This is a genomic window from Agrobacterium sp. P15N1-A (genome assembly GCF_044626815.1).
Lineage (GTDB): Bacteria > Pseudomonadota > Alphaproteobacteria > Rhizobiales > Rhizobiaceae > Agrobacterium > Agrobacterium leguminum.
In genome coordinates this window covers 1-13,269 of sequence record NZ_JBIUPF010000002.1, presented here as the reverse complement: position 1 = coordinate 13,269, position 13,269 = coordinate 1, and the positions used below count along the sequence as shown (strand labels likewise).

The 13,269-nt window shown below is 56.8% G+C and carries 13 protein-coding genes and 1 pseudogene; 2 read left to right on the top strand and 12 right to left on the bottom strand.

Annotated elements, in window-relative coordinates:
• Positions 1-18: 18 nt before the first annotated feature.
• Positions 19-246 carry a hypothetical protein gene (locus tag ACIK7D_RS07910; RefSeq protein ID WP_003523379.1) on the bottom strand — a complete coding sequence of 76 codons (228 nt, stop codon included), beginning with the start codon at positions 244-246 and terminating at the stop codon, positions 19-21.
• Between the two features lie 373 nt (positions 247-619).
• On the opposite strand from ACIK7D_RS07910, the gene ACIK7D_RS07905 reads away from it, so the two are divergent.
• Positions 620-1,945, top strand: coding sequence for an Nramp family divalent metal transporter (locus ACIK7D_RS07905; protein WP_400156035.1), 1,326 nt, complete (start codon positions 620-622; stop codon positions 1,943-1,945).
• Positions 1,946-1,951: 6 nt separating this feature from the next.
• Here ACIK7D_RS07905 and ACIK7D_RS07900 read toward each other — a convergent pair.
• From ACIK7D_RS07900 to ACIK7D_RS07855, 10 genes and pseudogenes are all read right to left on the bottom strand, one after another.
• A pseudogene (locus ACIK7D_RS07900) lies at positions 1,952-2,113 on the bottom strand (helix-turn-helix domain-containing protein); the annotation flags it as partial.
• Between the two features lie 18 nt (positions 2,114-2,131).
• Positions 2,132-3,127 carry a RelA/SpoT domain-containing protein gene (locus ACIK7D_RS07895; RefSeq protein ID WP_400156034.1) on the bottom strand — a complete coding sequence of 332 codons (996 nt, stop codon included), beginning with the start codon at positions 3,125-3,127 and terminating at the stop codon, positions 2,132-2,134.
• Between the two features lie 281 nt (positions 3,128-3,408).
• The gene (locus ACIK7D_RS07890) at positions 3,409-5,322 is read right to left on the bottom strand and encodes a TniQ family protein (RefSeq protein ID WP_400156033.1); all 1,914 of its coding nucleotides are present in this window, start codon (positions 5,320-5,322) and stop codon (positions 3,409-3,411) included.
• Positions 5,323-5,333: 11 nt separating this feature from the next.
• On the bottom strand, positions 5,334-6,407 hold the full coding sequence (locus tag ACIK7D_RS07885) for an AAA family ATPase (protein ID WP_400156032.1): 1,074 nt from the start codon (positions 6,405-6,407) through the stop codon (positions 5,334-5,336).
• Positions 6,408-6,422: 15 nt separating this feature from the next.
• Complete coding sequence (locus ACIK7D_RS07880; RefSeq protein WP_400156031.1) at positions 6,423-8,660, bottom strand: integrase; 2,238 nt, start codon at positions 8,658-8,660, stop codon at positions 6,423-6,425.
• The gene (locus tag ACIK7D_RS07875; protein ID WP_400156030.1) at positions 8,657-9,436 is read right to left on the bottom strand and encodes a hypothetical protein; all 780 of its coding nucleotides are present in this window, start codon (positions 9,434-9,436) and stop codon (positions 8,657-8,659) included. The genes ACIK7D_RS07880 and ACIK7D_RS07875 overlap by 4 nt, the downstream gene beginning before the upstream one ends.
• A complete protein-coding gene (locus ACIK7D_RS07870) occupies positions 9,426-9,698 on the bottom strand; it encodes a hypothetical protein (RefSeq protein ID WP_400156029.1) in 273 nt (90 codons plus the stop codon). Before ACIK7D_RS07870 ends, ACIK7D_RS07875 begins: the two co-directional genes overlap by 11 nt.
• A 3-nt stretch (positions 9,699-9,701) precedes the next feature.
• Positions 9,702-10,061 carry a hypothetical protein gene (locus ACIK7D_RS07865; RefSeq protein ID WP_400156028.1) on the bottom strand — a complete coding sequence of 120 codons (360 nt, stop codon included), beginning with the start codon at positions 10,059-10,061 and terminating at the stop codon, positions 9,702-9,704.
• Positions 10,062-10,202: 141 nt separating this feature from the next.
• Positions 10,203-10,514 carry a hypothetical protein gene (locus ACIK7D_RS07860; RefSeq protein ID WP_400156027.1) on the bottom strand — a complete coding sequence of 104 codons (312 nt, stop codon included), beginning with the start codon at positions 10,512-10,514 and terminating at the stop codon, positions 10,203-10,205.
• 10 nt (positions 10,515-10,524) lie between these two features.
• On the bottom strand, positions 10,525-10,920 hold the full coding sequence (locus ACIK7D_RS07855; protein ID WP_400156026.1) for a hypothetical protein: 396 nt from the start codon (positions 10,918-10,920) through the stop codon (positions 10,525-10,527).
• A 516-nt stretch (positions 10,921-11,436) separates the two neighbouring features.
• On the opposite strand from ACIK7D_RS07855, the gene ACIK7D_RS07850 reads away from it, so the two are divergent.
• Positions 11,437-12,156 (top strand): hypothetical protein, encoded by a 720-nt coding sequence (locus ACIK7D_RS07850; protein ID WP_400156025.1) that lies wholly within the window; start codon positions 11,437-11,439, stop codon positions 12,154-12,156.
• Here ACIK7D_RS07850 and ACIK7D_RS07845 read toward each other — a convergent pair.
• Positions 12,110-13,135, bottom strand: a complete 1,026-nt coding sequence (locus tag ACIK7D_RS07845) for a DNA cytosine methyltransferase (protein ID WP_400156379.1) — start codon at positions 13,133-13,135, stop codon at positions 12,110-12,112. The two genes, ACIK7D_RS07850 and ACIK7D_RS07845, sit on opposite strands and share 47 nt — an antisense overlap.
• Between the last annotated feature and the right edge of the window lie 134 nt (positions 13,136-13,269).

The window sequence follows — 13,269 nt, the reverse complement described above, 5'->3', positions numbered from 1 at the left end:
GCGCGCCTGCGCCGCAATCTATCCGCCGTTTTCCGCTGCCTGTTCCTCCACGATGCCGGGGTTGGGCTCCGGCTTGCCGGGATGACTGGTGACGAGATAACCCATGGCGACCGCGGCGGCGACGATGAACAGCAGCACGATGCCGCTGATCGTCATCAGCCAGTCGCGCGGCTTTCTGTGCGCCATGATATATTTCGGCCATCGGCTCGGATGGTTCACCAGGCTGAATTTGTGGCCCTGTCGCATGAACTTTCCCGCAATAGGTTGCTTCCTGAAAGATCAACGCAGGCGGGTGCGCGGCCGTTCCGAAATCGACGGGACACGGCGATGACAAGGCCGTGAGGCCTCCTGCATGACAGCCTCTCCGCATTCGCTGCCGCCCTTTCCCCCGACCTCCATCATCCCTGCCTCAGACGGAATCCAGCCGACGCAAGGCGGGGAGGAGAGGAGGGCTAGCCACAAGAGCGTGATCGTCTGCCGGTTCGCGCCCGAACCAGACACGCGTCTGCGTCATCGTACCCTGATATCCGGCCACAAAACGCCCCTTGCCAGTCGGCGCTGCTTATGCGAATGATTTGCAATTGCATCAATTCAATCTCCCATTTTGAAAGCGCAGAAAATGGACAAGCCAGTCTTTGGATGGCGACGAAACGGCGACGATCTCTCGTTGTCCGACGTTCACAGCTCGATCCGGATCAAACCGAATGCCGGCACGTTTCGCCGGGCGATGGCCTTTTTCGGGCCCGGCTATCTCGTTGCGGTCGGTTACATGGATCCCGGAAACTGGGCGACGTCGCTCGCCGGCGGCTCCAGATTCGGCTACACGCTGCTCACCGTCGCGCTGGTCTCGAACATCATGGCGATCGTGCTGCAATCGCTCTGCGCCCGTCTTGCGATCGCCTCCGGCCGCGATCTCGCCCAGGCCTGTCGCGATGCCTATCCGAAACCCGTGGCGATGGTGCTGTGGCTGCTGGCCGAAATCGCCATCATCGCCACCGATATCGCCGAGGTCATCGGCACGGCCATCGGCCTCAACCTTATCTTCGGCATTCCGCTCGAACTCGGCGTCCTCATCACCGCGCTCGATGTATTCCTGATCCTTTATCTGCAGAAGCTTGGCTTCCGCTGGGTGGAGGCGCTGGTCATCACGCTGCTTGGCGTCATCGCCGTGTGTTTCGCCATTCAGGTGGCGCTCGCTGACCCCGACTGGGGGCAGGTGATCCTCGGTTTCGCGCCGACGACGGAGATCGTCACCAATCCGGACATGCTGTATCTGGCGCTCGGCATTCTCGGCGCCACCGTCATGCCGCATAATCTCTATCTGCATTCGGGCATCGTGCAGACCCGCGAAATCGGCGAGACGATTGCCGAAAAACGCGAGGCGCTGAAATTCGCGACGCTCGATTCCACCATTGCGCTGATGTTCGCGCTCACCATCAACGCCTCGATCCTCATTCTGGCGGCGGCGACCTTCAACAAGGCGGGGCAGACGACCGTTGCCGAACTCGGCGAAGCCCATAATCTGCTGGCACCGCTGCTCGGCCTTGCCATTGCGCCGACGCTGTTCGGCGTGGCGCTCCTCTGCTGCGGCATCAATTCCACCGTCACGGCAACGCTTGCCGGCCAGATCGTGATGGAGGGTTTCCTCAAGATGCGGCTCGCCCCCTGGCTGCGCCGCCTCATCACCCGCGCCATCGCCATCGTCCCAGCCGCCGGCGTCACCATCTTCTATGGCGATAGCGGCACGGCGGAACTACTGATCCTGACGCAGGTGGTGCTGAGCCTGCAACTCTCCTTCGCCGTCTTCCCGCTCGTCATGTTCACCGCCGATAGGGCCAAGATGGGCGAGCTGCGCTCACCGCTCTGGCTCTCGGCCTTTGCGTGGTTGATCGCGGTGGTGATTGCGGCGCTGAATGTGAAGTTGCTGGTGGATTTTATGGGGTGAGATGGGTCAGGCCGCACCTTTACGGAGTGCGGCCGCCGTTCCCTCCGGATCGACGGCGATGACCTTTAGATAGGCGCGGGCCGGTTGATCCGGCTCGCTACGACCCTGTTCCCAATCCCGTAGGGTGCCGAGCGGGATATGATGTGCAGAAAACTCTTCCTGTCTGATATCAAAATATGGAGCCATTCACCTTAAGGCAGAACGCATCAATGATGTGAAGTCGCGGGCGTCTGAAAAATAGTTTCGGAAGGCGCTGCGAATTCCTTCGTTTGTATCACCGCGAACGAAAACAATATCGTCGTCTCCTTCCTCTTCCTCCAATTCGAAGTATCGTTCGAGTGCTGTCTTCGTCTTCGTGAAACCATAGACAGTTAACCCACCCTTATGGCCCATCCGCAGTATCAGGTTTCTCGCTTCTTTTAATTTTTCTGCGGAAACATGAATTCCTTCGAGCAACCTTATCACGCCTATTTTCTTTTCGATGGCGATAATTTCTCCGACTAATTCTCTATTGGTAAGATCGGGTAGGCATGATTTTTTTTCTTCGTGATGCCTTGAAAGAAGCTCGCTACTAAGCCTGAAAAAATGTTGATGGTCTTCGTCACCGCGGTCGAATTTTGACTCATTGCCTGTAAGTGAACCAACAATTTCTACTGCTGTTGCCCAAGCATGCTGTGTTTTCGTTCGGTATTGGAGTTCTATTTGAAGTCCATTCCATTTATCCGCACTCCCCGAATACGAAACGTACTCATACACGTCGTGAACTCCCCGATACCCAGTTTTTTTTGGCGACATTATATAGTCATAGTCGCCAAGCGAGTTTCGTAGTCTGTGCTTGAATTTTGATCCAAGTATCTGTCGGCGTGTTTCATTAAGCGATGCAATATCTTCAAAAATCAGTCTGCAGCCTGCAATGTCGTGCATCCTAGCAAGTTGCATTTCAGGCTGCCTCTTTAATTTGTCATAGATCGTAAGGCGCCTCTTAAGTCGCTGTGCGACCGTGATATCCTTACCGCGGGCATGACGCCGCAACGTCGCCTGAAACGTATTCAGAACGTAGTTGTGAGATGCGCGCCAATTTTCGATAACGTCGATATCCTCTTGATTTTCTGTGCCTTCGCGAACTGCGCTGCCCGCCTTGGAGACTCTTTTTTTTGAATAGTCTGGGTAGATAGTGAACATCTCGGATCCCAAATAAGGAACGCCGAGTTCATTGGTGGAACTCGGCGTGAAAAGCGTCTTTTTACAGCATATGGATAGACCCCACTGAAGAGTCATAAAATCAAGTCGCGGACGAAAATTAGCTAACGATTTCAACTATCTTAATTTACGAATGCACGTTCCGAGTCACATTTTGCCCCTCTGCTGAGTCATATTTTCCCGAACATCGATCTGCCCTGAATTGCAAGCAAAGAAAAACCCGCGAAAGCGGGTTTCAAATTTCGGTATGTTGCCGCGGGGTTCTATGCTGCCGGCAGCGCATCCTTCCTATAGAAGGTAGCCACTCCAGCTTTCTCAAAGACAGGCATGATCCCCGCTTCTTTCAATCTCTTCTTCACCTCGCCGATCTGACCGCGCCCTTTTGAGTACACGAACAGCGAGATGTGGGTTCTTTGAAATTCCTCAAGCTTGGCCGGCAAGATGAAGGTCTGACTTTTTCCTGTTGCTGGATTTTCGGCGATGATGGACTCCAGGAGACCTGAAGCAACGAGCTGCTCTACGGTTTTCCTGGTAGTACCTAGCTCACGTTCCGCGAGTTGCAATGTGATCCCGGGGGAAGAAAGTCTCGGAGAAGCTCCCTTAACTTCGATCGGGTCAACGAAGATGCTGTCAAAGCTTAACGGCTCCTCATGATGTGCGTCTCTGATCACGTTCTTGATGGTTCCGTCGATGATCAGTCCGATGACTTCACCATAGGTCCGTCTTCCCATCTTTACCATCTCCGTCAGTCTCTTCATGCCGTGGCTTGGCACGCCGAGTGGTAGTCGCTCCAGGAAGTTCATCAACTCTTCGAAGGAGCCTCGCGAGATATTCCTTTGGCGGTTCGGATCGTCGTCCTTGCGAAGCAAGCCGCTTTCGACCATGGATTTCAGTGCGGCTCCGCTGATGCCAAGACGTGCTTTGGCTTCCTCGGTCGGAAGGCGGTCCTGCCAACCAGCGATGAGCGTCTCGAGAGTCTGGGCCTCGACGACAACGCGACCATCACCCAGCCGAACAGCGCCTGGCGGTAGCAGTCCTACGGAGTTCAAGATGCGCCTCAGGGTGACGCGGTGGATGCCATGCGCAACCTCCGCCGTCCGGACGCTGTGAAGACGTCTCGGCAGACTGAATCCCAAAAAGGTGTCTTCAGGACCGAGAGCGTGATGGGTGTAGGCATGCTCGGCAACGAAGCGTGTGACTTTCTCGTATCCTTCGGATCCCACACGGCTTGAGAGCGTCTCCTGCAGCGTGCCGTAAAGTTGCTTGAAGCTGCCTCGTCGTTGTACGCGCCAGTGGCTTTCATCACGCTTCTTCAGGAAGCGAGACAAGCCAGCGTAGCCACGATGGGTGAATTCATAACCGGCAACCATCGCCGCCTGCCGTTCCTTGTCTGTAGCCTCACTTCGTCGGTACCGTTCACCGAAGAGCTCCATACCACCAACTACCTCGGTAAGCAGTAGTCCCGCTTGAACGGGCATATCGTCGAGCATCTGAAGGCCGTCACCTTCGGAAGTGTCGATGTGGTGGGCTGCCAGAGAAGCAGGGAGATGGTCAGTCCGGACGTTGACGGTACGGTCCGCCGCCGTCGCTGCGATGCGACCTTGGAAGTAGGTATCCGAGGGCTGCGGAGTTTTGCCGCTCGACGGGAAAATACGACCACTCGCACCAGCCTTGGAGCTATCATTGGCAAGTTTTGTCACCGGCGACACTCCCCAACTTTGCGCAATTGTTGCAGCAAAATCTCCCATTGAAAACCGGTCGTAGTCGGGCCCGATCGTCTCAAACGGAGTCCCATGAACCGCGCAACGGCCGAGCGTCCGGAGCATCCAGCCAAATCTCAGCCGCGGCCGTGCCTCGAGTCGCCCAACACCCGTTTTGATATCGTCCTGGATGCAGCAGGGGCACGCACGCGCGGATTTCGTCCAGATGTCATTGACGTCAAACGTCATGTCGAACGTTTTGAATGTCCCACCGTGTGGCACCAGGTCGTGCCGCTTGAGAACTGCAGGAGTGAGCCCCGTCACAACCGACATGTTCTCATAGTAGCGGGTTGAGTGGTTGCGCAGACGGATGCCTCCGTGCACGCGAAAGTCCCACAAACGCACTCCACGCGATGCCGCCAGACGCGACAGGTAGCCGGATAGCGGTTCGTCGCTCGCAATCTCGATTGTCTGCATGTTCCGTCCCCTTATTTCCCTGTCTTGGCGCGCTTCTGCTGCGCCATACGGCCTTCGTCGACAAGCTCTCGCATCGAGTTCGCGGGAAGAATATCCTTCCAGTTCTCCTTTGCGGTGAAGATGTTCTGCGACGGACGGCAACCGCTCTCGAGCGCATAAGCTGAGGCGAATAATTCGGGGCCGACGGTCTCGGCTCCTCGTCGCAATGCGACTTCACATACGTGCCGGGTGGTTTGGATCATCGACCCGAACGCACCGCAGGAGGCGTGAAGTAGGCGATGAACGAATTCCTCGCTGAGGATCACCGGATCGGCCTTGAGGCTGGCTTCTACGGTGACGATCTTGTTCACGACCTTCGTCATGACGGGAATATCCTCCGGGAAGGTCATTCGACGAAATTCGATGACCTTGCTGCGCTCTTTGAGCTGGCGGTTTGTCTGGCCGGATTGGTGAAGAAAACCAGCGAGTTCCGGAACTCCGCTCAAAATAAGATGAAGCGGCCACCCAGGGATCTGAAGCAGGCTCTTGATTACGTCGGCGACCGTCTGCAGCTCCTTGACGTTATCGGACTTCAAAACATGCTGGAGCTCATCGATCGCGAGAAACAGCACGCGCTGCTGGCGAAGTTGATCCTTCCAAAGCTCAAAGAGTTCGCCTGCTGTGAGGCGGGGATTGTTGACGTAATATCCGAGCCGCTTAAGGCCATTAGTAGCCAGACCCTTGACTGTGAGCGGCATAGGAGCCTCCATGTCGATCAGCAGATTGTAAGGAGTACCGTCTGCAGCCACCTTTGGTGCGAGTTCTGACCGCTTGGAGATGTGCTTCGCTACTGCGGTGGTCTTGCCCGAACCGGATTCGCCGACGACGAACAAGGCGCGACGCTTTCCGGATTTGCCGAACAGTTCCGCTACAGAGTTCACGATGAGCGCCTCAAAGGCCTCGTCGAGTTCGATATCGCGCGCCGTTCCGATATAGGCGGTGTTCATCTCTCCGATATGGGCAGCGCGATCGCGGAGCTTGGGATCCATCGAGCCAAGAAGTGATTCCGCGGCTTCGCGGAAGTAGGAATCGTAGGACTGCTGCATAATATTCTCCTTTTATCAGTAATCGAAATCGAGGCCATCGTTGGCCTGTTCTGTTCCGCCGCCCATACCGGCGAAGCCCGATTCTTCGGGTCGGAGGACGTCTTCTGCCTCTGCCGCCGCCTGCGCTGCACGACGGCTGGTTCCGAGGTGACGGAATGCATCGATGCCAACAGTGGTGGGATCATGCGGAATACGCAGTTCCGACAGATCCGGCTGCGCCCCTTCGAGATCGTCCTCGATGTCGAGTTCGAAGTAGTTTTTCTCGACGAGGGCGTACTGCTTGGCGGAGGGGATGTCCGTACCGAGTTCAGCTCGTGCGCTGGCAGCGTGCCCGGCTTCGCGAAGATCATTGACAGCCTTCAGCAGTACGGACAGGTGCAGTTTCGCGTTTGCACGGTGGATCGCACGCAGCTCCTTCGTTGCGCCAACCCATTCCCAGACCGACACATCGTCCGGCAGACCCATGGTGGCTTCGGCCTCAACCCAACGGGTTCCGTCCCAGAAGGAGATCTTTCGGAGACTAAAGCGGTCCACGCGGATCTCGGTGCGGGGAGCTTTCGTCCCGGGCAGGGCGGCTTGCTCGGTGCGCATTTGCTGAAGGCGGGAATGCTGGTAATGGATCCCCAGGAAGCGCACCCCCTTGTCCCCGATCGCCTTGACGATCTTGGTGCCGAAGACGTGGCGACGCTGGTCGGGATGCAGAGGCGGCAGAATTCCATATTTGGCGGTGAGGCGAAGCCACTCGTTATGTGGCGTGGCACCATTCAGGCCGTCGTGCGGGGTGTGGTGGTAGATGTCCACAACGGCGCGCACGAGCATTCGGTTGAGTTCGTCGATGTTGAGTTTTGCCTCGGTTCCGTTGGGGCCGCGCTCAATGACGTTCGAGAAGGTTCGTCCTTCGAACCAATGCATGAACCGCATCCCCTGCGTTTTGAAGACGGATTCGATCGTGCCGCGACCCGCCGCCCAACCTGCTGCGGTGAATTCATGGGTAGCGCGCACCTGTGCGACGGCGGTGCGCAGTCGGATTGCGCGGAATGCGGGTCCCCAGTCAGTGACCAAGCTCGAGAACAGCACGTTGTAGATCCAGGGTGTCCCAGCCCCGATTACAGCCGACAACATGGTCTTGTCGGAGACCGCCATTTCGAGAGCAGCCATCGAGGAATCTTCGGACGGTGCACGGGCGCTGAAACGCATGGCCAGAATGCAACGTGTGGCCACGTCGATGACGACGGTAACCCAGATGCGAGTGCTCTTGATAATCTCGCGTTCCTCGTCCGTCATTTTCTGCGCGAGACCCGCGAAGATCAGCAGTACGAGCAGGTCGATCTTCCATTCGTCCATCTCGACGCGCGCGCCTGGACGCCTGATCTGCAGACCGTTCCCGGTCTTGGATAGCGTGGCCTTCGCCACATCGTCACCAAGCCGAGACGCAGTCAGGAAGTAGCGACCGAGCCCTTTGATCATCTTGTTGAAGAACTTAGGCTTTGGCATTTCGTGCGGACGCAGGCCGTGGATCGCACGAATTCCATTCAACTCTTCGATCTTCGCCTGCAGCATCAGGAGCGCACCGCTGATCTTTGGTCGCTTGGAGGCCGCATACAGTCTCGCGTGCTCCATCCAAATGGCAAGATCCTCGCGATCGAACTGCGACGGCATTGCGCCTGGGCCGTTGGCGGTGCTGACCAGCGCCTCGACGCGGAAGCCATTCTCCGCATACCGGTCATAAAGGCGGAAGAAGTGCCGCGGGCCCACGATCGACACATACTTGTAGGTCTTGCCGCCACGCTGGTTTCCCTTGCGGGCGTTGTCATTCACCGTTCGCTCAATGAAGGGCAGGAGGTCCTGGAGGCAAGTCGAACCGGTCGTAATCTTCTTCCGGGTGAATCCGAACTCTGCCAATCCAGGGTAGGAGGGTCCCACCGTCTCGATCTCCAGGAAGAGATCAAGGCAATCGGCGAGAAAGAAAGCTCGCTCGAGCTTCTTTTCCGAGAAGTCTCCAAGATCAGGCATGCCAAGAGAGAAATCCGCACCGCCGCGTTCGACCTTAAGGCGGCGGGCGCAATGGAGGGCGTAAATGTGTTGATGGGAGAACTCCTCATCGAAGCCCTGCCTGTCGCGCAGCACGGTCTTCTTCATGTCCTGTGACACAAGAAGGTATTCCTGCTCATCGATCAGGATCTTCGTCGCGTCGCCGAGATAGTACATCGGGACGACCGTAGGGTCGTCAAACTGAAGCGGGAGATCCTTCATACGGATTCACCTTTTTGAGGTGAGCAGACTTCCATCAGCGTGTGGTCTTCGATGAGCGCCGGAATGACGGGACGCAACCAGCCTTCACCAATGAGAACCCAGAGGGCGGTGCGTCGGAACGCCTGGATATCAAGTCCTTTGAGGAGTTCGCCGAAGCGGATGCGTCCTTTGACCTGACGGAGAAGCTCCTTCGCCTCTTCGACATCGGCATCGTTGCGGGCGCGGCGCGCGAAAAGGATTTCCTCGGCGTTGGCGGCCGCGTACTCGCTGGCGAAGTGCTCGGTGATGAAGCTCACGTCGTCCGCGATACCGCCGATGCCCTGGTCCTTGATCAGGATGAGCATGTCGATCAACTGTTTCGAGGCCAGCTTCTCGAAAGGCTTCACGGCGATAGCGACGCGTTTCCCGCAGCGCTTTCGAATCCAGAAGTCGAAAGTGTGGGTGTGCACGACACCGTCCAGATCGACCCATTCGATCTTTACCTGCTCGCGGAGTTCGACAACGTCCATGGTCTTCAGGATTTTGCCTGCCTTGAGCTCAAGCGCACTCTCCATCAGGATGATGGTATCGTTGAGCGGGTTCACCGCGGTCGCCCGGGTATTGAATGGGGACTTAGCCGACGGAACGCGGGAGGCGCTGCTTGACTTCGGCACGGTGTCAAACGTTTCGATCACTGTCGGCCGCAGGTGTGTTACGACGGCGGGGATACGGTGATCAGGAACGAGGCCGGCGCGCTTCTCCATGAGATGCTGCTTGATGTGATGCTCAGGTCTCATCGATCACGCTCCAGGTTTCCTGCTGGGCGAGGGTGACAAGGGCCGGGTTCAGGTCAGCCGGGTCAAACACGGTCTGCAGGCTGGCCAACAGAAGATGTTGTGATGCGGCGAGCTCGCTGCAGATGTGCAACGGCGTCTCCCGCAATTCGGGCGGGAGCTCCTGCAAGAGTTCCAGTGGCAGGATTTCATGGCCGCGAGACTTTACGGAAATCGTGGCGACGTCGTTGCTTGTCTTCATGGAAGCCTCCTGTTCGATCGCCATCGCTCAGTCCTCGACCGTGTGATCGAGGGACAGGAGCAGCGTCTTGAGATCCGCTGGGCGCGAATTTTTCGGCCAGAACTTCGGGTGGTCTCGCCAAGTGTTGGCGCGGAGGAAATCGGACCGATAATTGTGCGAGGCATTGACCCGGTTGCAGAATTGCCGGAATCCGCATGCCCGCAGCCCACGCCGCACGCATTCAATGCGCAAGGTCTGGAACTGTTTGTACGTGTGGTCGAAATCCGACCCTTTAGCTGCAGCTTTCGCGAAACGATCGTGGAGGCTGAGTTCTTCGGAGTTGAAGCGGGTCTGGTTCCAGGTGACTGCTGAGTTGAGCTTTTCGTGGCAACGGGATGCGATGGTCACTGTGGTCTCCGTTTCTTGCGTGCGGACACAGGTTCCCGATCCCCGGTGTGACCGGGGTTGCAGAACCTTGAAAATGGGTGGGGAAGGGGGCTTTAGTTTCCGGTCAGGTCGGAGCGCAGCACCGACCTGACCGATCCATCATCACGTCGACTGGCGGCGGTCGCTATCCTTGAGGATTTCCAAGAACGTCGCGTAATCAACGAACTTGAGTTCCGGTGCCCCGTTCAGACGAAGCGTGGTATTCATCTGCTGGAACGACTCTGCGATCGATTTCCAGATATCCCATTCGAAGCCAGGGAATTCCTCCGCCATTTCTAGGGCACCATCCATCGCAACGGCTTCGATATGCACGTACTCATAGGGACGGGAGCCGTTTGAAGCCGACCAGGTAGGGATGCGGTCGAGACGCGTGCTGATCTCGTTCAGCAGAGAGGCGATATGATCAGTGTCCATGGGGCGCTCCTTAGTTGACGTGCGATGTGGTTTCGGACGCGAAGCCAACCTCGTCCGAGGAAGCGAGAACGTCCCAGATGTTCCAGCTTCGGCCGTAGCGCATGTGGTCGACGAACGTTGCCGGAAGAGTCAGAACCAGCTTGCGAAACTCGGGCAGCGTCGGATGAACCGGGCATGCGCCGGAGAGGACGCTGTCACGGTCCAGCATTTCGCAGAGTGCTGCGTGGAGCTGACGGATCGACGGTCGACGAGGATCGGCATAGAAGAGCGCCACGCAATGATGCAGCGTCACCTGGTCGTCGGGGTACGACAGGTTATGGTGTTTATTGCTCCATTTGCGGACGGCTTCACGGTGCTCGGCGGTAATGTTTCCGAGCGGCATGGTAGTCTTATGGCTATGCGTCATGGCGCGACTCCTCGGCGGTTGATCGTCAACCGGATCGCGCCCTGCGTTGGGAAAGGCACATCTCCGGCTTCCAGCCCGTGTAATGGGTGGCAGCGGAGAGGGCTAAGCTTGAGACGCGAAAATTTTAGAGGGAAGTTTTTTCCGAATTAAATTCGGGCAGTTCGGAATGGCACATGCAGCGCTCCGATGACGCGACCGCGCGACGTAAAACACGTCGTAAACGGCGCTGGCTCGCGTGTCAGAAGCGTGCTGCTATGTTCGCCGATTGGCGTATGATCCGAATGCGCATCAGCGGTCTCCGACGGAAATCCCTATTGAGGCGCTTAAATTAGACTACCGACGCCAAAGTTTGTCCATAGATTTATTTCAACCGGTGGGTGTTGACGTCGATCGCGCGACGCCGTTGAATGTGCTCGCGCGCGGGACTGCGGCCGTGAGATCAGCCGCTTAGGTTGATGCATGTTTGTTACATGCATGGCGGCATCGAATCCTGACGGGGTCAACAGGGAACCCGTCATGCGCCACTATATGCGAAATCGCGTCGCAGAAGCCCGAGAGCATCTCCGCCCAGTGCTCAAGGAACTCGGTCTCAATCTCATGGTCTTGGATAAGGAGAACCAAGAGGAAATTTACTTCGTTGGAAAACCTCTCGAACGTTTCGGCGGGATCCGTCCACTTTCCCCTGTGACGATCCGTTTCAATAAAGGTATCGCACCCGCTGACCGCAAGGAAGCGCAGTGGCAACGTGCCTATCTCTGCATCGAGGATTGGCGTCTAAAACCTCTGGGCAGAACAGGTCGCGTCCATAGAAGGTGTTGGGATCGCGAGTTCCTTCCCGTCGAGAAGACGGGCAAGGAGATGTTCGCCTGGATGGGAAGAATGATCCGCAAGCACGAGGCATTCATTTATTCATCAGAGCCGGGACATGTGGATTCTGAGGAGCTTGCGGATACGTACTGGGAGCTCTTCCGCGGACGCAAGATCAAGGATCTTGATATCGTGACCATTGAAGGTGAGCGCCGGAACCACGATGCTTTGACATTCCAGGATCACCTCGGTCGACGAATCCACATGATATACGCCGGGGTAGGGAAGCTGATGATCGATGGCGAGTTGGTTGGTACCTTTAAAAAGGACACACCGTCCAAAACACAGCTCGCGGAGAGCCTGAAGATCGGCCGCAGTTGGGTTAAAGGTATGTATAATCCTTTGGATCCGGGGCTGAAGCCTCGGTAGGAAAGCAGTCCCGATCTCGCTGCAGACGGGTCGCCGTTGCGATCCGTGCGACGGCAACGCGTTCCTTCCTGGAAAGCGCTGCGCCTTTGCCGCGTTTCATCGGGACGAGTTCTTCCATGTATGTAGCGAGTAGACGCCCAGCTTCGTCAGGATTCAGTTTCTCGACCTCGTCCTCACGATCCATGTACTTCTCCGCCTTCAGGGCCCGCGAAGCCGTGTACCACTTGGGCGTCAGAGAAACACGCTCCGGCAAAGGCTGCCCAATCCGCTGCTCGTCAATGAGGGGGTCCCGAATGGCGGTTTCGAGATCGACGCGCGTTCCAGTAAGGGCCTGATAGATGTTCAGGCCCATCACGCGTGCCAGGATCGGAGGCATGGCTTCGGCTATCATATCGACATTTCCGGAGAGTTCGGCTTCGAAAGACCACTGGTCGGGAAAGCCTTGGAGGCAAGCGATAGCTGGTACGGTCAGCTTTGGCAGGAAATGATTGTCATTGACCTCTCCAACTCGCGGAGGAGCCTCGGCGTAAGATTCAGGGTCGATTCCAGCCTCCTTCATTGCTTCCCATGTGGAACTTTCTTTGCTTGGTGGTGAAACCGGGATAATGGGCAGTAACTTGCCGTCACTGTACCACCGCCGCCAATCTTTCGCCCATGTGTTGTAGAGGCCTTGAGGCGAATATGAATCTTTACGATCAAGTGGTTCTGTAGACGTATCGTATTTGATGAGTACTTGCCCGAGCACTTCTCCGACGCTTCGGGGAAGTGGATTGACGAGTGATGGGATGACAAAAGTGCCAGCCTCGTTGGTCCTAACGCCTATGATTAACAACTGGGCGCCTTGTTGCGGAAGCCCAAAGTTGCTCTTCACAAGCCTCACTTGTTCGACCTTGTATCCCAAGCGGGTCAGGTCAGAGCAGACCTCAGCCAGATAGGCGGCATGCTGAGCGAATGTAACGGTCTCGACAATCGTGAACATAAAGGAATGAACCGCACCGGGTCTGCCGGAGGCTGTTTGGTTTAAGTTATGCGGCCATGGCTGGTTCGTCCAGCATGGCGTAATATCGCTCCTCGGCTTCGGCTGGCGGAATATTTCCAATGGGCTCCAGAAGA